The organism is Mycobacteroides sp. H001, assembly GCF_001440005.1.
Taxonomy (GTDB): domain Bacteria; phylum Actinomycetota; class Actinomycetes; order Mycobacteriales; family Mycobacteriaceae; genus Mycobacterium; species Mycobacterium gwanakae.
Map to the genome: position 1 here is coordinate 413146 of NZ_LJYH01000024.1, position 19766 is coordinate 432911.

The 19766-nt window shown below is 65.4% G+C and carries 14 protein-coding genes and 1 pseudogene; 9 read left to right on the forward strand and 6 right to left on the reverse strand.

Going from position 1 to position 19766, the window contains the following annotated elements:
* Nucleotides 1–14: 14 nt before the first annotated feature.
* Entirely contained in the window at nucleotides 15–1196 is a 1182-nt protein-coding gene (locus tag AOT83_RS08315) for a DUF3068 domain-containing protein (RefSeq protein WP_030097323.1), read from the reverse strand.
* A 192-nt stretch (nucleotides 1197–1388) separates the two neighbouring features.
* On the opposite strand from AOT83_RS08315, the gene AOT83_RS26735 reads away from it, so the two are divergent.
* Complete coding sequence (locus AOT83_RS26735) at nucleotides 1389–2579, forward strand: acyltransferase (RefSeq protein WP_109394514.1); 1191 nt, start codon at nucleotides 1389–1391, stop codon at nucleotides 2577–2579.
* Nucleotides 2580–4630: 2051 nt separating this feature from the next.
* On the opposite strand, the pseudogene AOT83_RS28420 reads toward AOT83_RS26735, so the two are convergent.
* Together AOT83_RS28420 and AOT83_RS26740 are read right to left on the reverse strand one after the other, a co-directional pair.
* Nucleotides 4631–6694: pseudogene (locus AOT83_RS28420) on the reverse strand (DUF3367 domain-containing protein); the annotation flags it as partial.
* A 43-nt stretch (nucleotides 6695–6737) separates the two neighbouring features.
* Nucleotides 6738–6911 (reverse strand): DUF2613 domain-containing protein, encoded by a 174-nt coding sequence (locus AOT83_RS26740; protein ID WP_005063958.1) that lies wholly within the window; start codon nucleotides 6909–6911, stop codon nucleotides 6738–6740.
* A gap of 200 nt (nucleotides 6912–7111) precedes the next feature.
* Between AOT83_RS26740 and AOT83_RS08325 the strand changes: the two genes are divergently transcribed.
* Nucleotides 7112–8146 carry a hypothetical protein gene (locus AOT83_RS08325; RefSeq protein WP_057965486.1) on the forward strand — a complete coding sequence of 345 codons (1035 nt, stop codon included), beginning with the start codon at nucleotides 7112–7114 and terminating at the stop codon, nucleotides 8144–8146.
* Nucleotides 8147–8214: 68 nt separating this feature from the next.
* Nucleotides 8215–9891 carry a sulfatase-like hydrolase/transferase gene (locus AOT83_RS08330; RefSeq protein WP_057965485.1) on the forward strand — a complete coding sequence of 559 codons (1677 nt, stop codon included), beginning with the start codon at nucleotides 8215–8217 and terminating at the stop codon, nucleotides 9889–9891.
* Between the two features lie 13 nt (nucleotides 9892–9904).
* On the opposite strand, the gene AOT83_RS08335 is transcribed toward AOT83_RS08330, so the two are convergent.
* Nucleotides 9905–10237, reverse strand: coding sequence for a TfoX/Sxy family protein (locus AOT83_RS08335; protein WP_057965484.1), 333 nt, complete (start codon nucleotides 10235–10237; stop codon nucleotides 9905–9907).
* Nucleotides 10238–10341: 104 nt separating this feature from the next.
* Here AOT83_RS08335 and AOT83_RS08340 point away from each other — a divergent pair, with 104 nt between their 5' ends.
* The 4 genes from AOT83_RS08340 to AOT83_RS08355 all read left to right on the forward strand — a co-directional run bounded on the left by AOT83_RS08340 (nucleotide 10342) and on the right by AOT83_RS08355 (nucleotide 14408).
* Nucleotides 10342–10893 carry a TetR/AcrR family transcriptional regulator gene (locus AOT83_RS08340; protein WP_057965483.1) on the forward strand — a complete coding sequence of 184 codons (552 nt, stop codon included), beginning with the start codon at nucleotides 10342–10344 and terminating at the stop codon, nucleotides 10891–10893.
* A 68-nt stretch (nucleotides 10894–10961) separates the two neighbouring features.
* A complete protein-coding gene (locus AOT83_RS08345) occupies nucleotides 10962–11921 on the forward strand; it encodes an oxidoreductase (RefSeq protein ID WP_057965482.1) in 960 nt (319 codons plus the stop codon).
* A gap of 114 nt (nucleotides 11922–12035) precedes the next feature.
* Entirely contained in the window at nucleotides 12036–13262 is a 1227-nt protein-coding gene (locus AOT83_RS08350) for an RNA polymerase sigma factor (RefSeq protein ID WP_057965481.1), read from the forward strand.
* Between the two features lie 18 nt (nucleotides 13263–13280).
* Nucleotides 13281–14408, forward strand: a complete 1128-nt coding sequence (locus tag AOT83_RS08355) for a glycoside hydrolase family 3 N-terminal domain-containing protein (protein ID WP_057965480.1) — start codon at nucleotides 13281–13283, stop codon at nucleotides 14406–14408.
* On the opposite strand, the gene AOT83_RS08360 is transcribed toward AOT83_RS08355, so the two are convergent.
* Both AOT83_RS08360 and AOT83_RS08365 read right to left on the reverse strand, forming a co-directional pair.
* Nucleotides 14405–15694, reverse strand: coding sequence for a cytochrome P450 (locus AOT83_RS08360; RefSeq protein WP_057965613.1), 1290 nt, complete (start codon nucleotides 15692–15694; stop codon nucleotides 14405–14407). The genes AOT83_RS08355 and AOT83_RS08360 overlap by 4 nt on opposite strands.
* 58 nt (nucleotides 15695–15752) lie before the next feature.
* Nucleotides 15753–17093, reverse strand: coding sequence for a cytochrome P450 (locus tag AOT83_RS08365; RefSeq protein ID WP_057965479.1), 1341 nt, complete (start codon nucleotides 17091–17093; stop codon nucleotides 15753–15755).
* Between the two features lie 320 nt (nucleotides 17094–17413).
* Between AOT83_RS08365 and AOT83_RS08370 the strand changes: the two genes are divergently transcribed.
* Together AOT83_RS08370 and AOT83_RS08375 are read left to right on the forward strand one after the other, a co-directional pair.
* Entirely contained in the window at nucleotides 17414–19264 is a 1851-nt protein-coding gene (locus tag AOT83_RS08370) for a fatty acyl-AMP ligase (protein WP_057965478.1), read from the forward strand.
* A 144-nt stretch (nucleotides 19265–19408) separates the two neighbouring features.
* Nucleotides 19409–19765 (forward strand): YciI family protein, encoded by a 357-nt coding sequence (locus AOT83_RS08375; protein WP_030097312.1) that lies wholly within the window; start codon nucleotides 19409–19411, stop codon nucleotides 19763–19765.
* The last annotated feature ends 1 nt before the right edge of the window (nucleotide 19766 follow it).

Sequence of the window (19766 nt, forward strand, 5' to 3'; positions counted from 1 at the left end):
GCAAGACGTCCCGGCTAGAGGTGGTTTCGAGGCGACGGGAACTTGTCGGTGTCGGCCTCGCTGGCGGAGGGTTTCTCCGGGCTCCGGCGGCCGAAGAAGCCGTGATCCACCGTGTCCAGACCGGGATCGATCAGTGCGGACTCGGCCCGCAGGCTGAACGAGCCCAGCAGGCCGCCGCCGACGAGGGCCACGACGCCCAGGGCCGCAAACGTGATGGGCAGGATGTTCGACCAGATGGAAAGGCTGTCGCGGGTATCGCGGGCCGCCTTCACCTGCTTCTCGACGGTTTCGTCGTTCGACTGCACGGTGTAGTCGACCATCGGAACCTCGGGCTTGAGCGCGTCACGCGAGTAGTAGTGCAGCGCATGCTCTTTGCTCTTGACGATGATGCCGCTGACCGGGTCGACCCAGAACTCGCGCTGTGCCGCGTAGTAACGGGTCATGGTGATCTCTTCGTCCTCGCGCTCGGCCTCCACACCCCACTGCACGGCGCGTGCCGTCACCTTCGAGTCCTCGTCCTTGTCGTACAGCGAGGGGTAAGAGACAGGCTCCACCAGCTTGCCGTTGGCGTCGTAGCCGACATTCTGGGTGAAGTGGTAGGCGGTGAGCCCGTTGACATCTTCTTCGCCGGTGTAGTTGGCATCGAAGGCGCGCTGGGCGACCACGTCGAAGTACTGGTAGGTCTTCTTCTCGGTGTCGAAGGGGAACCGGTAGCTCAATCCCTCGTGCTTGAGCGCGATCGTCGTCGGGGGTGTCTCGTCCTCGATGGCGCGCGGCTTCTGCACACTGCCGCCGGGGTTGTCATCGCTGGAGATGGCCTCGGCGGAGTGACGATCGACGGTGACGGTGTCGACGGTGGCCAGAATCAATCCGGCGTCGCCCTGCTTGTCGGTCCGTCGCAGGGTGATGCCCGCCTGCAGGCCGACCTTGGTGGCATCGGCGGGGCTGACCGTGCTGATCTGCTCCTGCAGTGCCAGGGGCTTATCCGGGTCGGCGATGAACTTCTGTCCGGACAGCGACGCCGGGTCTAGGGCGCGGCCCTTGCCCTCGCTCACCAAAGTGGCGTCCCAGTCGAGCGGAATCTTCGCAAGCCGGTTGCTGGTGTACGTGCTGAGCAACAGCGCGGCGATGATAAGAGCCGAGCCGAGCCCCAGCAGTCCGCACGCTGCGATACGCATCATGACCCCGCGGTTCACAGTCGCCGAACCCTCCTTAACGTGCGGTAACCCTGGTCCCGGCGGTGGCCGGATGACACTGCATGCCCAGGGCAAATCTGTCTGACCCTAACAGCCGCTGCCATCAGGTGGTCATTCGGCGATGTTACGGATTCACCGGTCTCGTTCTGGTCAAACGCCGCCGGATCGACTTAGAACCGTACCCTCGGCGGGGTGACAGCAGCGCACGTATCGGCTCCGGCCGTCCATGCCCGGGGCTTCGTCCCGGCATTGGAGGGCATGCGCGCCTGTGCCGCGATGGGGGTCGTCGTCACACACACCGCATTCCAAACCGGCCACAATGGCGGTGTCGACGGACGCATTCTGGGCCGCTTTGACCTGGCAGTGGCAGTCTTCTTCGCGCTATCGGGATTTCTGCTGTGGCGGCCACACGCGCTGGCGGCACACGACGGGCCCGCACCCCACTCGACCGGGCGGTACTTCGCGTCGCGGTTCGTCCGTATCGTCCCGGCCTACCTGGCCGCCGTCTTCGTCATCCTGTTGCTGCTGCCGGACGCTGCGGGGGCCAACTGGGTGGTCTGGGCCGCCAATCTGACGCTCACACAGCTGTACGTTCCGCTAACACTCACGGCGGGTCTGACACAGATGTGGAGCCTGGCGGTGGAGGTCGCGTTCTACATCGCGCTGCCTGTCATCGCGCTCATCATGCGGCGGGTACCGCTGCGCTGGCGCGCCCCGGTACTGGTGATGGCCGGAGCCGCCAGCCTTGGGTGGGCGTTCATCCCCTTCCACACCACCGTCGGCGTCAATCCGTTGACATGGCCACCGGCCTTCTTCTCGTGGTTCGTGGCGGGCATGCTGCTGGCCGAGTGGAGCGCCGCACCTCCCGCCTGGACGCTGCGCCTGGCGCGCCGAAGGGTGCTGCTCGCCGTGGTGGCCCTCGTCGCATTCGCGGTGGCCGCGTCCCCATTGGCCGGCCCGGAGGGCCTGACGCAGGCACCACCGCACCAGTACGCCGTCAAGATCGCGATGGGGGCGACGCTGGCCTGGGCGCTGCTGCTGCCGTTGACACTGGACACCCCGGGCACGCCGCACCGGATACTGGGCAGCCCCCTGATGGTGACACTCGGGCGGTGGTCCTATGGCCTGTTCATCTGGCATCTGGCGGCGCTGAACATGGTCTTCACCGTCATCGGTCGCTTTCCGTTCAGCGGTCACTTCCCACTGGTGCTGATTCTGACGTTGATCTTTGGCTTCGCGATGGCCGCTGTCAGTTACGCGCTGGTGGAATCCCCGTCACGCGAGGCATTACGGCGCTTCCAGAAACGGCGCACCGGTTTTCGGGAAGGGAGCCGCACCGCGGAAAAGGCCACCGTGGCCACGGAGATCAGCGCCAACAGCTGAATCCACCATGAGTGGCCGGTGTAGCCGCCCACTGAATGCCACGGATGCCGCGAGAGAGCCGCCCCGGCCAGCAGAAGCGAGCCGCCCGATATATACGCCCCCGCTGCCGTGAGCGCGCGGAGCGGACAGCGTGTTCCTACCTTGAACGCGAGTGCGGCCAGTCCCACCACGGCTCCGGTGACGCCGCTGATGGCGGTGAGGGCGACCAGCGCCGCGACACCCGCGACCGGGCCGGAGCCCCAGGGGGTCACCTGAGGCAGTGCGGTTCTTCTCCGCGCCGGGATGAGGGCCAGCAGCGCCAGGACGGGAAGCAGTGCCAGCCCACCGAAGAGGCCCGCGCGGTACCAGGTGTCGAGGCCGAAGGTCAGCGTGATCGGGCCGCCGACGCCGGCCGGAAGCACCCAGCCCTGCTGCCACCCGTTCACCCGTATCGGCTTGAGCGCGTGTCCTTGCCCGTCGCGGGCAGTCCACCCGGGGTTGATGCTTTCGGGGACCACGAGCACCCGGTCCTGCGGGGCGGGATCTGCGGAGACCTCGCGTCGTGCCGCGTCCCATCTGCCCTTGACTGCCGCTGTCACGGTGGCGGCGGACGGTGTTGTGCCCGGTGTGGTGAGCTGGACACCGTCGACGATGAACTGCTGGCGGGGGTTGACGGTGACGTCCTGAGGCCCCGCGCCCGTTTCGATGGGTGTCGTATCGCACGGTGTCGCCTGGATGGCACTGCCGTCCAATAGTTTCCGCACTGTGGTGGTGACGGACATGGGGATGAAGCGGCCGGCAAGAGCCAGCACCGGCCCATCAGCGCATCCGATTTTGATCACACGGTTGTCGTTGGTGTTTGCGTCGGCGGGAGCGACCGGCCGGCCGCTGGTGTCCAGTGCGACGAGCTCGGCAATACCGGGTGGTTTGTTCTGATCGGTTCCGAGCGCGGTCCGGTCGATGATGTCGGTCCAGTTCATCACCGTGACGGTGATGGTGTCGGTGACGCGCGAATGCAGAGACAGCGTGGAGGTGTCGGCCTTGGGATCGATGGAACGCACCTGCGGACCATCCCCGAGATCGATCGCTACCTGCTTCGGGTGTGCGGGGACCTCGGTGCTACTGGGGCGCAATCGAATACCGCCGACGGCGACGGGTTTGGGAAGTTTGATCACCAGAGAGGGGAGGTGCTCGCGAAGTACCGAGTTCTGTGGTGCCGTCCAGGCGGTGCCCGGATCGCCGTCGGTGGCCGCATAGGACGAGCCCCGCAGGTCAATCAGGTCGGCACTGCCGGAGGCCGTGGTGGTTCCGGGCTGCGTGATCAAATCGCGCAGCTGCGGCCCGGAGCGGGCCCGTACCCAGAGCGAGGGCGTAAGCGAAACAGGCTGGGGCACAGTCAGTGTCCGGATGAAGGTGCCCGGCTCCTCGGGAGAGAGCGAGAGCGTCCCCGCGCAGCGCAGTCTTTCCGGTGACGGCATGCAGCCGGGCCGCCCCTCCAGCGGTGATCCCAGGTCCCAGCCGAGCACCGCGGCTCCCGCGGGCGGCGCGGGAATGATTGCGCTGTGGCGTAAATCGACGGAATGGGCGTATCCGGCGGCATCGTATTGAGTGAGGGACAGCTCGGTGATCCCGAACTGCACACCCGAGGTGCCGTCTTCGGTACCGGTGGCCGTCACCTTGATCCAGTTGGTTTCCCCCGGCCGCAGCGCGATGTCCAGGGGTTTACCCGGCTCATCGAACCGCACCGATGTGGTGCCGTTGTCGGTCTCGACCTCCAGCCGCCGCACCTGCGCTCCCAATGCGGTGGCGCTCGGTGTCACGGTCAGGATCGCGTTGGTGATCGGCCGATCCAAGTCTACTCGGATCCATTGTCCAAGAGCGGCTTCCAGTGAGCTGCTGACCCAGCTTGTCGCGTTGTCGCGGTCGATGACGGCCGCAGTGCTGGTGCCGGGTGCCACATTGGGCAGCGCCGTGGAATCCGAGGCGGAACTGGACGCGGTGATGGTTCCGCCGGTCCAGCTTCCGTTGACGAGGGGAACCCCGGTGGCGGGGTAGTCGGGCACCCGGTTGAAGGTGCGGCGTTTGTCCCCGGGTGCGCGGATGGCCGAGGAATGGTCGTCCACACGCCCGTAGTCGGTCTCGCGAGCCAGCGGAGTGTCGGTGACCATCGCGGGCCCGGGGCGCAGACCCGCCTGCGCGGCGTCGGTGGCCAACAGGGATGGGCCCAGCGATGGCTGGTTCAGCTGGCGGCGCCGCTCGCCCAGGCGCAGCAGGGCCTCGGGTCCGCCCGCTACCCGGGGCATGCTGTCGATGTCCGTGAAATACGGCTGTCCGTAGCCTTTTTGCCGACCCACCGCATAGATCTCGACCGCCGGATACTTTGGGCGTAGGTCGCTGTCGGCGACAAAGCCCTCCACCGTCCCGGCCCCTACGGGGTCCCCGAACTGGGCGACCTTGGTCAGTCCGGGGGATCCTTCAATGGTGTGGTGCACCAGGATCGGGCGGGCGGAACGGGACGTATCGGGATCGAGGTCGTTGCGCACCACCAGGTACGAGATGCCCTGCTGCTCCAACGTGTCGGCCAGCCCGTCCGAGGGGCGGCCGGCGGCGAACAGCTGCTGCACGGAGTCGATGGCACGAATAGTTTCCGGCGGTGTCAACGGGATGGAATCGCGTACACCCCAAGGGGTTTGGCCCAGAGCCTGCAGGGGTTCGTCGCGGGTGAGGCCCCAGGTCTGGATTGCGAACGGGGCTCCCGGCACCACGAGTGCCCGCCCGCCGTCATCATGATCCGCCAGCCAGTGCGCCGTGTCTTGCCAGTAGCCGGGGATGGCATCGAAGCCGCCGCGGGGTACCAGCCGGCCCGTCCAGGCAAGCGAAGTGCTCGCGGCGAGTGCCACGAACACGGCGATCCCCAAAGCAACTGCCCGATTGCGCTCCGGGCGTGCCAGCGCGGCGAGCCACTCCCGCACGGACACGCTCCCGGGCAGCGGTATCCGCGATAACGCGTGCGCCAGGCCAAGGATCAGTGGTAGACGAATCAGCGGCTCGAGCTTGTGCACATTGCGCAGCGGCGTGCCGCCGTCGTCCAAGAAGAATTGGATCTGCTGGCCCACAGGCGATCCGAGTGCTCCGGTGTATCCGGCCGTCAGCAGCACCAGGCCCACCAGAAGTATCGCGACCAGCCGTCCGCGAGCCGGCATACCCCGCATGGCCAACCCCGCCATGCCGGCGGCGGCGATCATCGCCGTGGCTATGACCATGGCCGACTGGGTGACCAGTGAGGACCCCGCTGTCGCGGTCGGGGCCACGAACGGGGTCCAGCTGTCGGTTCCGCGCAGCACCTCGGTGAGCGAGGTCCACTGCGTGGTGACACCGGAGGATTCGATGAAGTCCAGGAACCGCGGGCTGATCTTGCCGAAGATGAGCAGGGCAGCGATCCACCATGTGGTGGCCAGCGCCAGACAGGGAATCCACCATGCCGTGAATCGCCACCACGTGCGGTTCGGCCTGTGGGCCAGCCACCAGATGAAGGCCACCCCGCAGGCCAGGGCGGTGGCGACGGCGTTGACCGCACCCATCAATGCGACCGCGACTGCCGACAGTGCCGCGGCCCGGCGTGGAGGCATCCGGCCCTGGAAGACAAGGATGACCGGCAACAGCACCCACGGGGCCAGCATCATGGGCAGCGTTTCCGACGAGATGGCGCCCAGGGTCGTCAGCACCCGGGGGGACAGCGCAAAGGCGGTCGCCGCGATGAGCCGGGAGCCTCGGGTACCGATACCCAGCGCCTCGGCGACCCGGATGACACCCCAGAACCCGGCCACGATGAGCAGCGCCCACCACAGCCGTTGCGTCACCCAGGCCGGCACCCCGAGCAGGTGACCCATCGAGAAGAAAGCGCCGTGGGGGAAGAGGTATCCGTAGGCCTGGTTCTGTGCCTGCCCGAACGGCAGATCGCTGCTCCACAGGTTCAGGGCCCGCGCGGCGAACCTCAGCGGATTGATCGCCAGATCCAGCTTGGTATCCGGTGATATCTGTCCGGGTGATTGGGCGAAGGTCAGCAGTAGGGCGAGTACCGATGTGACCGCGAGCCACCGCCGGCTCAGCGGGGAAGAGTCAAGGCGGTGCGTCACGGTTCAGGAATTGCGGCGCGGCGCTGCCGGGAGCCGCGCGATGTCAGCTCCGGTTGCCGTAATCGGGACGGTTGAGGATTGCCGTCGACGGATCGATACCGGTCACGACGGGCTTCTTATCCTGTTCAACCGACAGCGTCAGGCCGAAGACGGCCGCAGCGCCCAGCAGCAGACCGATCAGCACGCTCGCGGCGGCTGGCACCACAAATCTGGTCATCGGAGCTCCTCTGGGTCATGCAGATACCAGCGGCCAAACTAGCACGTCCGAAGATGGTCGCGATTCTCCGGCGGACCACGCGGCGGGCCTGCGGATACTCGATGGGGCGAGTACGGAACATGGAGAACCGTGAAGAGACCGGCATGGCGGGTGGCTACCTGTGGTCCCCGACGGCGCTTCGTGCGGAATAATGGCCGCCCATGACCGGTCCATACAACTACGGACCGGCGCCGGACTACGACGCGGAGTTCGCCGCCGCGCACAACCCGGCGCTACCTCAGGATCAACTGCTGCGGCTGTGGCACACACGCCCCGATCTGCGTGAGGCCCTGGCGCAGTTGCCCGCGTGCCCGCCCGCGCTGGCCGCGCAGGTGCAGTTCTCCGATCCGTGGCGTGACCCCAATGCGCGATCGCATCGCGGGATCATCATGGCTTTCGCGATGCTTGCCGGTCTGCTCGTGATCGTCGGCCTCGGCTACGTCGGATACATGGCGGTGCGTGGCGATGGATCCACCCAGCAGCAGACGCACGGAATGCTGCCGCCGAATGACCCGAAGACCACCAGCAGCGCCGCGGCGACCGCCACCACGGCGCCACCCGCTGCGCCCGCGAGTGCCGTTAAGCCGGTGGACGTGTCCACTAATTGCGTTCAGGCCGAGGACGGCACCGACAGCAACGGGGTGAAATACGTCTACGACCCCGCCAAGGCGTTCGACAACGACCCACTCACCGCGTGGCGGTGCCAGTGGAAGGAACAAGACGGGCAGTCGATCACGGCCAAGTTCGATCATCCAACACTCATCACCTCGGTGGGGTTGATCCCCGGATACGCCAAGACCGATATCGACGGATCCGACCGCTTCGCTCAGAACCGCAAGATCACCCGGGTGCGTTGGGAATTCAGCGACGGCAGCTCGGTCAAGCAGCAGGTTCCGGTGAGTCGTGCGCTGGCGAGTATCAAGGTGAATGTGGTGACTGATTCGGTGACCATGGTCATCGAGGCCACCGAACCCGGGGTGTCGATCGTGAACAAGAGCGGCCAACGGCAGGACGCGTTCAACGGCCTGGTCTCGGTGAGCGAGATCGAGATCATGGGCACCCAGCCTCCTGCTGCCCCTGCCCCTGCCCCTGCACCGGCACCTGCTCCTGCACCGGCGCCCGCGCCGGCACAGACACCCCCGCCCGGACCTCCGGCACCGGCGCCATCGGCTCCCGCCGCACCCGCGCGGTCGTAGCGGGACGTACCCAAAAACATTCGAGCACTTCTAAGTCCATTCCCAGGAATTGGGATTACGTTGGACGCGTGGCCGAACTCAACCGCAGAACCGTGCTCACCACCGGCGCAGTTGCGGCCGGTGCCGCCGCCGTAGGTTTCGGGGGATATGAACTGCTCCGCAAACCCGGGCGCAGCGATTCCTCGGCAGCCGGTGGGAACAAGCCCAACATCCTGGTGATCATCGTGGATCAGATGAGGGCCCCACAGTGGTTCCCCGACGTCCAGAAACTCACCAACATTTTGCCGACCCTCAGCCGATTACAAAGGGAAAGCGTCACTTTCGCCTCACACTACACCGCGTCGAACATGTGCACCCCGTCGCGCGGGGCCATGACGACCGGGCTCTACTCACATCAGACCGGATGCCTGTTCACCGGGGAGGGGCCGAGCGAATCGAGCTTGGCTCCGCAGTTCCCGACCTGGGGCACCATGTTGCGTCAGCAGGGGTACCGGACCTGGTGGTGGGGTAAGTGGCATCTGGGTGACTGGAGCGACACCACCCCCGAAGGCCTTGACGCACATGGTTTCTCGGGCGGAACCTTCCCGTCGCCCAACGGCATGCCGAATCAGGGGTTGCAAAAGGATCCCGGGATTGTCGACCAGTTCGCGGGATGGTTCGACACAGAGGCAGGTAAGGGTCCGTGGTGCACGACCGTCTCCCTGGTAAACCCGCACGATATCTGCTGGTGGCCGAAAAATCCTCTGCCGGAGGATGTTCCGCACTGGTTCGATAACGTTCCTGTCAATTTTCAGACGCCCGACGAGCTGCGACAGCATGGCAAGCCGCAGCTGCAGATCGACTACGCCAACTTCATGTCGCCGATCATGACGGGTGCGGTGACCTACTCGGGGCCGGACATGGCCCGCCAATGGGCACGCTGCCTGGACATGTACCTGTGGTTGCAGCAGCAGGTGGACGCACAGATTGGACGGGTACTGGACAAGCTGGCATCGCGCCCCGAGATAGACCGCAACACGGTGGTCGTGTTCACCTCCGATCACGGTGAGTACGCGGGCTCACATGGGTTGCGCGGCAAGGGTGCTACTGCGTATGAGGAAGCCATCCGCGTTCCGCTGTATATTCGCGATCCGCACGGCGCGCTCACCCCGAAACCGGGGGAGACGCGCAGTCAACTGACCTCCAGCGTCGACCTGGCACCCCTGCTGTTGACCATCGGCTCCGGGGGCAACGGGTGGCGTTCCGATCCGCGATTCTCGTACCTGGCCGCGCGTGCCGATATTGCCGATATCGCCAAAAGCAATGCGGCAGGACGTAAGTGGATCGCACACGTCACCGATGACATGTCGGTGGAGGAGATGGCGACCCTGCTCAAGGATCCCCGGATTCGTGCGGTGATGGGCGAGAACGCGCCCACCGAAATCCCCACCTCCGCGCCGAGTCATATCGTCGCGGTGCGTACCGCCGAGGCTAAGCTGGCCAACTACTCGTACTGGAAACCCGGTGGCATGCAGATCGACACCGCGCGGCCCACGGATCGTGAGTTCTACGACTATTCAACGCCTTCCGGCCAGCAAGAGTCAGAGAACCAGGCGGGGCGTGGCGGTAAGGAGGCCGAACTGCAGGCCCTCATCGAGAACGAGGTGCTGCCCGAGGTGCAGGCGCCGCTGCCAACCTTCCTGGGTCAGGCGCAGGAGCAGGGCCTGGCCGATATGCAGAAGCTGATGGTGCTGCGCGGGGGATAGCGCATCCGGGGCCTCACTTGGGCGGGAGCGAGCCGGCGTAGGCCAGAGCACGTTTCACCCATGGCTCCAGCTGACGTTTCGTGCGCACGCCCTCGGCGTCGACGCTGAGCCAGCCGTCCATCTCGCGTCCACCCATCACCATCCGGCCCACGTGTGTCTTCGCGACCAGGGCCTCGGTTTCCGCCGGATCGCAACGGGCCAGCAGCCCGCCCTCGCGTTTCGCGGCGACCGTCATGTGCCCGTCCACCAGAAACGCCAGGCCGCCGAACATCCGTTTCTCGGTGACGCCCCTAGTCGTGGCGATTACTTCACGGATGCGCTCCACCAGGTCCTCGTCGTAGGCCATGGGGTAATTGTGTCGCGCTGCCGATTTCCGCGCCGCCTATTCGTGGTGCCCGTAGGGAGCAGGCCCACCGCGTCCAAATTAGAGCAGTGCTCTATTATGGATGGATGATTCCATCCGGCGCCTCGGGGCATCCGACGGCCCGGCGACTGCTGGACGCCGCAATGGTGATTATCAATCGTGATGGCGTCGACGCCCTGACGGTTCGGTCGCTGGTTGACGAGTCTGGCGTCAGCAACGGAAGCGTGTATCACCATCTCGGGTCGTTGGATCGTCTGTTGTCGCTGGTGGCCGACGAGGCGATCAGAATCTGGGCGGAGGCGTTTCTCAGTGCATTGCATGGCAGCGGGTACGCCTCGGCTGCGGCGGCTGACCTTGCATGGAGCCGGGCGCATCCCGGTCTGGCCGGTTTGGTCGAGACAAATGGGTGGCGTGGGGACGGTGTTCATTCGCAGCATTTTGTTGACGAGTTGCGAGCGTGGCTGGATGCGGAGCGGCTCGCGCTGGCGGCTCCGATGCACATCGTGACTGCGGTACTGATCGGACCGCTCGCAGAACTTCGACGTCTGGAACGTCACACCGGTAGACACCCGACAAAGCGTGACTTTGCGGTGCTTCAGGTTGCAGTGACTGGCGCTCTGGCAGCTCTGACCGTGTAACGCGCCGTCTCGCAAAGTCGCTGACAACGCAAACAGAAACCATCGACACAAACTAGCTGGGAGTGGGTATGAGGATTGCCGAGCAAACACCGCTGAATTCAGGATTCAGCGAAACGACCACTGCCTCAGAAGTGGTTGGCACACAGGATTTGTCGGGGATGACCGCCGTTGTCACCGGCGGCTATGCCGGTCTTGGGCTCGAGATCACCAAGGCTCTGACGGCAGCGGGCGCCAGGGTTCACGTTCCGGCTCGGCGGACCGAGGTGGCCGCGGCAGCGCTCGCGGGAACCCCACGTACCTATATCGATCACATGGACTTGGCTGATCTCGCCAGCGTCAACCGATACTCCGAGAGTCTGCGGTCCGAGGGCAACCACATCGATCTGCTGATCAACAACGCGGGCTTGATGGGATGCCCGCTAACCAGAGTCGGCGCCGGGTGGGAGTCACAGTTCGTCGTCAACCATCTCGGGCACTACCTGCTCGTGAACCGGCTGTGGCCACTGCTGACGGGAGGGGCGCGAGTCGTCGCGGTCTCGTCAGCAGGCCATCATTTCGCTCCGATTCAATGGCACGACATCCACTTTCAGAACAACCCCTACGACAAGTGGGTGGCCTACGGGCAGGCTAAGACTGCAGTGGCGCTTTTCGCAGTGCACCTGGACGCTCTCGGGCGAGAAGACGGCGTCCGTGCCTTCAGTGTCCACCCCGGATCGGCGCCGACTGAACTGTCCAGGCACTTGGAACAGTCGGACTTCGATCTTCTGATGGGCATGTACCAAACCGGTGAGTTGTCGGGCCAGATCTTCAAAACGCCCGAGCAAGGCGCTGCAACGGCGCTCTGGGTAGGGCTGTCACCCCAACTGATTGGTTGGGGCGGTCTGTATTGCGAAGACTGCGACATCGCCGCTCCTGCTCCACCGGACGGCAGATTTGTCGGTGTTCGGGAGTACGCCCGCGATCCGGAACAGGCTCAACGTCTGTGGAGCCACTCGGCCGAGACGACTCAGATCGACGCATTCGCGTGATGGAGCGTGCGTCCTTGTCAGCTGGCAGTTAACGAAGCCTCGCGCTGTCGATTTCCGCGCGGCTCGTTCGTGGTGTCTGTAGGACACCCGACACCGGAGAGGCACCATTGAACCGTGGCACTCGACGAGATCGGCCGCATCTTCCGCGAGGAGTACGGCCGCACCGTGGCGACGTTGATCCGTTACTTCGGCAGCATCGACCTTGCCGAGGACGCCGTACAGGAGGCGTTCGAGGTGGCTGTCGCCAAATGGCCCGAGGACGGCGTCCCGCCCAATCCCGGTGCCTGGATCACCACCACGGCACGCAACCGCGGCATCGACAAGTTGCGCCGCGACCAGCGCCGCGACGAACTCTCAAAGGAGGCAACAGCCTTCGAAGATCCGCAGCCGGAACCGCAGGAGGTGGGGGCGGTGCGCGATGATCGGCTGCGGCTGATCTTCACGTGCTGCCACCCGGCGCTTTCGCCGGAAGCACAGGTCGCGCTGACGCTGCGCCTGCTCGGTGGGCTCACCACGCCGGAGATCGCCAACGCGTACCTGGTCACCGAATCGACCATGGCCGCACGCATCACCCGCGCCAAGAAGAAGATTGCCTCGGCGGGCATTCCCTACACGGTGCCGGTGGATCACGACCTGCCGGAGCGGCTCTCTTCGGTGCTGGCCGCGCTCTACCTCGTCTACAACGAGGGCTACGCGGCCTCCTCGGGTGCCTCGCTGACGCGCACGGACCTGTCCGCCGAGGCGATCCGGCTGGCGCGGGTGCTGGTGGATTTGATGCCCGACGAACCCGAGGCATTGGGTCTGCTGGCGCTGCTGCTGTTGAACGAGGCCCGCCGCCCGGCACGCACCGGCGCCGACGGCGCACTGGTGCTGCTTGCCGATCAGGACCGCACCCTATGGAACCACGCCATGATCGCCGAGGGACACGAGCTGGTCCGCCGGTGCCTGCGCCGCGACACTCCAGGTCCGTATCAGATTCAGGCCGCCATCAATGCCGTCCATGACGATGCGCGCTCGGCGGGGCTGACCGACTGGGGGCAGATCGTCACTTTGTACGACCAGCTGATGCGCTGCACGCCCACCACCGTTGTCGCCCTTAATCGTGCGGTGGCCGTCGCGGAACGCGACGGTGCGCAGGCCGGATTGGATGCTATCGAGCCTTTGCGGGAGGACCTCGACGCGTATTACCCGTTGCACGCCGCGCGCGCCGATCTGCTCACCCGGCTCGGCCGGAATCGGGAAGCCGCTGAGGCCTACCGAAAAGCGTTGGTATCCACGGATAATGAGGTGTTCCGTGGGTACCTCGGCGACCGGCTGGCCCGGCTGGACACCGGCGCATGACACGATGGCCTCATGAGAATGCGTGCAGGGGCAGTACTGACCGGTCTCGTTGTGGTGGCGCTGTCCGCCTGCGGCGGCAACACCTCGGAGCCGTCCAAGGAACCCTCGCCGTCGTCCTCGGGAAAGGCCCCCGCCACCGCAGCGCCCGCCGCTGACCTGGCCTGCCTGAGTACCCGTGACAGGCTGGCGCAGCTGCTCATGGTGGGCGTCAAGGACGCCGACGACGCCCGTGCGCTGGTGCGTGACCATCACGTTGGCGGCATTTTCGTCGGCAGCTGGACCAAGAAGGAGATGCTGACTGACGGCTCCCTGCACGACGTCGTCACCGCCGGTCCGATCCCGGCAGCGGTAAGCGTCGATGAGGAGGGCGGGCGGGTGTCTCGCCTCAAGGACCTCATCGGTCCGTCCCCGTCCGCGCGGGAACTGGCCGCGACGCAGACTCCCGAACAGGTGCAGGCGCTCAGCCAGGAGCGCGGTCAGAAGATGAAGGACCTCGGCATCACCATCGACTTCGCACCCGATGCCGACGTGACCGACGGCGACCCGGACGGCGCCATCGGGGACCGCTCGTACAGCGGCGACCCGCAGAAGGTCGCCGAGTACGCCGAGGCAGCGGTGCGGGGATATCAGGCCAGTGGTGTGCGCGCTGTGGTGAAGCACTTTCCGGGCCATGGCCACGCGTCGGGTGACTCGCACACTAACGGCGTGGTAACCCCGCCGCTGGAGCAGCTGAAGGACAACGATTTGGTGCCGTATCGCTCGCTGGTGACCAGCGGTGCCGCCGTGATGATCGGCCACATGCAGGTGCCCGGACTGACCGGCGACGACCCATCCAGTCTGAGTCCGGCCGCAGTCGAACTGCTGCGCAAGGGAACCGGCTACGGCGCGCCTGCCTACGACGGAGTGATCTTCACCGATGACCTGTCCTCGATGGCTGCCATCACCGACCGTTTCCCGATCGAGGAGGCGGTGCTCAAGTCGATCAAGGCCGGTGTCGACTGGGCGCTCTGGGTGAGCACCGAAAAGGTTGGCTCAGTCCTGGATCGCCTCGAATCGGCCTACAACGCAGGCGAACTGAACGGCGACGCGATCAACGCCTCGGTGCGCCGGGTGCTGGCTTTCAAGGGCGTCGCCGCCTGCGGCTAACGTCCCAGCGTCACGGGCAGGCTGCGCAGCCCGTGAATACCCATCCCGTCGAAGTACTCCGGCTCACCGGCCAGTGCTAACCGTGGGAAGCGTTCGAACAGCGATTGCAGCGCGGTATGCAGCTCGACGCGTGCCAGCACCTGGCCCAGGCACACGTGAATTCCGGTGCCCAGCGTGATGTTTTCGCGCGCGTTGGGCCGGGTGATGTCGAAGACCTCGGGGTTCTCAAACACGGCAGGGTCGCGGTTGGCTCCGCCGAGAAGCAGCAGCGCCGACTGGCCGGCCTCGATGGTGTGTCCTTCGATTTCGACGGTTTCGGTGGCGACGCGGGCCGACCATTGGTTCGAGGTGTCGTAGCGCATGAGTTCCTCGACGGCGTTGGGCCACAGGCTCGGATCGGCACGCAGTGCCGCCAGCTGCTCGGGGTGGCGAAGCAGCGCGAGGATAGCTTTGCCCATCAGATGTGTGGTGGTGACGAATCCCGCGCCCAGGAACACTGCGAAGAACATCTTGAGCTCGAAGTGACTCAGATCGCTGTCGAGAAGTCCTGTGGCCAGCTCGCTTTCGGTGCCTTCACGGCGCAGACGGGCGACGTGTTTTTCAAGGTATTCGTCTATTTCCCGTAAAGCCGCTGTGCCGTCTTGATATTGGCGCCATGACGGGGCGGTGGTCGCGATCAGCTGGATCGCGCGATTCATCGCGGTATAGAGCAGTGAGTAATCCTGCGGCGGCACGGCGATCATCTCGCCGATCACGGCGATGGGGATCTTCGCGGTGAAATCGGGGATCAGGTCCGGGTGCGGATGCTGTTCCAGCGAGTCCAGGTGGCCGTTCGTCACGTCCTGGATGCGTCCGCGCAGGGCTTCGATGGCGCGTGGGGTGAACGGCGCGGCGACGAGGCGTCGCAGCCGCCCGTGGTCGGGTGGATCGGTGATCAGAATGGACGGCGGTTCGGCGGGATTGAGCAGCTGCGGGTCGCTCCACGCCGCCAAGCGCTGAATGATCGGTGAGGACGACCGGTGTTCGGGTTTGAACGTGACGAACCGGTTGTCGCGGAAGATCGTTCGGACGATCTGCGCATCCGCGGTGATCCAGCCATCGCCTGCCTGCGACATCCTCCCGCGGCCACGGATCTTGTCGATGATTGCGTAGATGCCTGCGGCCTGGGCCGTGTCGATTCCCAGCTGCGCTACGGGTTCACCGCGGTGGGCAAGCACTTTGAGGTACGCACGGGCCATCCCGTGCGTGACCGCCCAATGGGTGCGCTGTTTGATCCGGTCGTGCATCCGTCCGATCCCCGTGTCGGCTCGCTCGATGCCGAACGGACATCGCGCAGCCTCGAGATTAACTGCTGGCTCGTACCCGGGCACGGCCGAGGTTCACTGGCAGGCTTCCGAAGCCGTGCAGATTGACATGCTTGCCCGGGGTGGGATCGGCTGCCAGCGCGAGCTCGGGGAAGCGTTCGAACAGCGACTGCAGCGCCACCACACCCTCCATCCGCGCCAGACTCGCGCCCAGGCAGACATGGACACCACTGCCGAATGCCACGTGTTCGCGTGCGTTGGCGCGGCTCACGTCGAAGACGTCGGGCTCATCGAAAACAGCCGGGTCGCGGTTGGCTCCGCCGAGGAGCAGCACCGCCATCGAGCCGGCAGGCAGTGTGTGGCTGTCGAATTCGACGGTTTCGGTGGCCACCCTGCCGGTGACCTGCACCGGGGAGTCGTAACGCAGGATCTCCTCGACGGCGTTCGGCCAGCCTTCCGGATTCTCCTGCAGGTACGCCAGCTGTTCGGAGTGACGCAGCAGGGCCACGATGCCATTCCCGATGAGGTTGACCGTCGTTTCGAATCCGGCACCGAGCAGCAGCGCCATGGTGGCCTTGAGTTCGCGGTCGTCCAGATCGCCGTCACGCACGATGCTCGCCAAGATGCCGTCGATGGTCGGGTCTTGTGCAAGCTCGCGGCGCAGCCGGACCAGGTGAGCGTCGAAGTAGCGGTCGATCTCGATGAGCGCCTGGGTGGCATCGCGATACGCAGACCAGGTCATCCCGATGTCCAGCAGCGCCGCACCGTGATTGCCCCATTCCAGGAGGAACGGAGCGTCTTCGCGTGGAACACCGAGCATCTCGGCGATGATCGCCACCGGCAACTGCGAGGCATAGTCGTCGAGCAGGTCGGCTCGCTCCTTGCGTTCCAGGTTGTCGAGCAGCTCCAGCGTCACCTCACGGACGCGGTCCTCCAGCTTGCTTACCGCGCGCGGTGTGAACGCCCTCGACACCAGCTTGCGGAACCGGGTGTGTTCGGGTGGGTCGACGGCCAGCATGGCGGGAGGCTCTACCGGGTTGGGCAGACCGGGTTCGGTCCTGTTGAAGATCCACCGGCTGAGCCCCTGGGGGAGCACCGGGGAGGGAATGTTGTTGGGCGCCATGGTGATGAATCGGTGGTCCCGCAGGATCTCGCGTGTCTGCGCCAGACCGGTGAAGACCAGGCCGGTGGCCCGGGCCGGAGCAATGGGGCCCACGGACCGGATCTGTTCGATGTACCGGTAATGGTTGTTGGCGCGATCCGGGCTGAGGAACAACGCCGCCAAGGGCATTTTGCGCACCTGGGTGAGCAGTCCGACGCGGCTGATGCCGTGCATGGTCACCCACCGCGACCAGTACTTGATCAGATCCCTGGATCGCATATTCGCCTCCGACGCTGGACGCTATTTGTCACGAGTCTAATAGTCACCGGCCGGGAAGGGAATGCCCGAAAAACCAGCGCAGGTTCGTCCCGGCGCGGTCGCACCCGTCACATCGCTACTCGGGGGTGTCAAAGCACACAGTGAACAATGTGCCTTCCGGCCTTTTTAGACGCGGCGTCTTACTGGGACTTCGAGTACCGTTTGCTACTGGTACGTCACGTACCATCTACGTTCGGTCGGGACCGTAGCAAAGCGTGATGGCTATTCGTTGCTGCTTGTTGTTTTCCGGCTGTCGTAGTTACGGCTACGCGGAGGTTGCGATGAGTGCGCTGGTGTCAGGGTTGCGTGTCGAGGAGTACCTGGACGAGACGGGCGCGATCTCCTTACCGGATGGTTACACCGTCAACCATTATTTGGAGTGTGCCGTCGATGGCGAGCACGACACTTTTGCCTACCGCTATGTCGATTTCAGCAGCGACCCGGACGGCGCTCCGTCCGATCTGAACTGGCCCCAACTGCGGGCGCGTTCGCGTGCGGTCGCGGCGAGGCTTCAGCAGGTGACCACGCCCGGGGACCGGGTCGCGATCTTGGCGCCTCAGGGCCTCGATTACGTCATCGGCTTCTTCGCCGCCATCGAGGCCGGCACCATCGCGGTGCCCCTTTTCGCCCCGGAACTGCCGGGTCATGCCGAGCGGCTCGATGCGGTGCTGACCGATGCCCAACCGACGGTGGTGCTCACCAACGAGGCGGCCGCCGAATCCGTCAGCGGTTTCGTCCGGAGGCTGCCGCGCGAGCGCCGGCCACGGGTCTTGGCCGTCGACGGCGTGCCCGACTCGGTGGGTGCGATGTATGTGCGAGTGACGCCGGATACCGATGACATCGCCTACTTGCAGTACACGTCGGGATCGACGCGAGTGCCCGCCGGTGTCGAGATCACCCATCGTGCGGTGATGACCAACGTGCTGCAGATGGTCATTTCCGTTGGTCTGGATGTGGATGTCCGCGGAGCGAGCTGGCTGCCGCTCTACCACGATATGGGCCTGCTCATGCTCATGTTCCCTCTGTGCGGGGGGCGGATGACGCTCATGTCGCCGATGTCGTTCGTGCGGCGGCCCGGTCGCTGGATCAAGGAACTCGCGGCCGCGTCTCATGTGGGCCGCACCTTTGGCGCCGCCCCCAACTTCGCCTTCGAGCTGGCCGCCGAGCGAGGCCTGCCGAAGGATGGCGAAGCCCTGGATCTGAGCAAGGTGGCGGGGCTGATCAATGGTTCCGAGCCGGTTAGCATCGCGTCGATCCGCAAGTTCAATGAGGCCTTCGGTCCCCACGGATTACCGGCCAACGCCATCAAGCCGTCTTACGGTATGGCCGAGGCGACGCTGTTTGTCTCCTCGATCGCGCCCGAAGCGGAGCCGTCCGTTCTCTATGTGGATCGCGAACAGCTGGGTGCCGGATACGCGGTACGGGTGGACGCCGCCCATGAGAAGGCGGTGCCACAGGTTTCCTGTGGTCAGATCGCCCGCAGTCAGTGGGCGGTGATTGTCGACCCGACTGCCGGGGCGGAGCTGCCCGACGGACAGGTGGGCGAGATCTGGTTGCACGGCAACAATATTGGCCGCGGATACTGGGGTCGTCCGGAGGAGACGGACTTCTCTTTCCGCAACACGCTGCGAGCGCGCCTGGGCGAGGGTAGCCATGCCACCGGCGCCGGACTGGGCGCTGCCTGGTTCCGCACGGGCGATCTCGGCGTCTATCTCGAGGGTGAGCTTTACATCACCGGCCGGGTCAAGGATTTAGTGATCGTCGACGGCCGTAACCACTACCCGCACGACATCGAGGCCACCGTCGAGGACGCCTCTCCGGTGGTGCGGCGTGGATTCGTGGCGGCCTTCTCAGTGCCCACCAACGAATTGCCCGTGGGCGTCGAGGCAGGTGAAGGTGCCGGAGAGAGGTTGGTCATCGTCGCCGAACGCGCCGCGGGAGCCGGGCGGGCAGAACCGGGCCCCATCGTCGAGGCGATCCGGGCCGCTGTCTCTCGTCGGCACGCCCTGCCCATCGCCGATGTCCAGCTGGTTCAGGCCGGCGCGATCCCACGCACCAGCAGCGGAAAGATCGCGCGCCGAGCCTGCCGCCAGGAATACCTGGACAACAAGCTCGGGACGCACGGCTCGTAGTTCGGCTGCCCGCAGTGAGATCCTGCGCAATTTCTTTCCGACTTATGCGATGAGGTGTCGATTTCGGGCAGGTCTATTCGTAGTGAGGTTGAAGGGAAGCCGACCGGGCGTCCCCATCGCCAGAAGCGGATAGAAAGGACGACCATGAAGCAATACCTACTCGCGGTCCACAGCTACGCGGAGAACGCAGCCGACTGGAGTGATGAGGATGTGCAGCGGCTGTACGCCCAGACCGGCGCGCTCAACGAGAGAATGAAAGAGGCCGGCGTCTGGGTGTTCGCGAACGGTCTGACCGAACCATCGGATGCGACCGTCGTCCGCAGTGTGGATGGAAAGGTCACCACCACGGACGGCCCTTATCTGGAGACCAAGGAACACCTCGGTGGCTTCTGGATCATCAACGCGCCTGACCTCGATGCGGCGTTGAAGTGGGCCGCCGAGGGGTCGGCGGCATGCGAGGAGCCCGTCGAGGTGCGGCCCTTCCAGGACGAGGAGGCCTGAC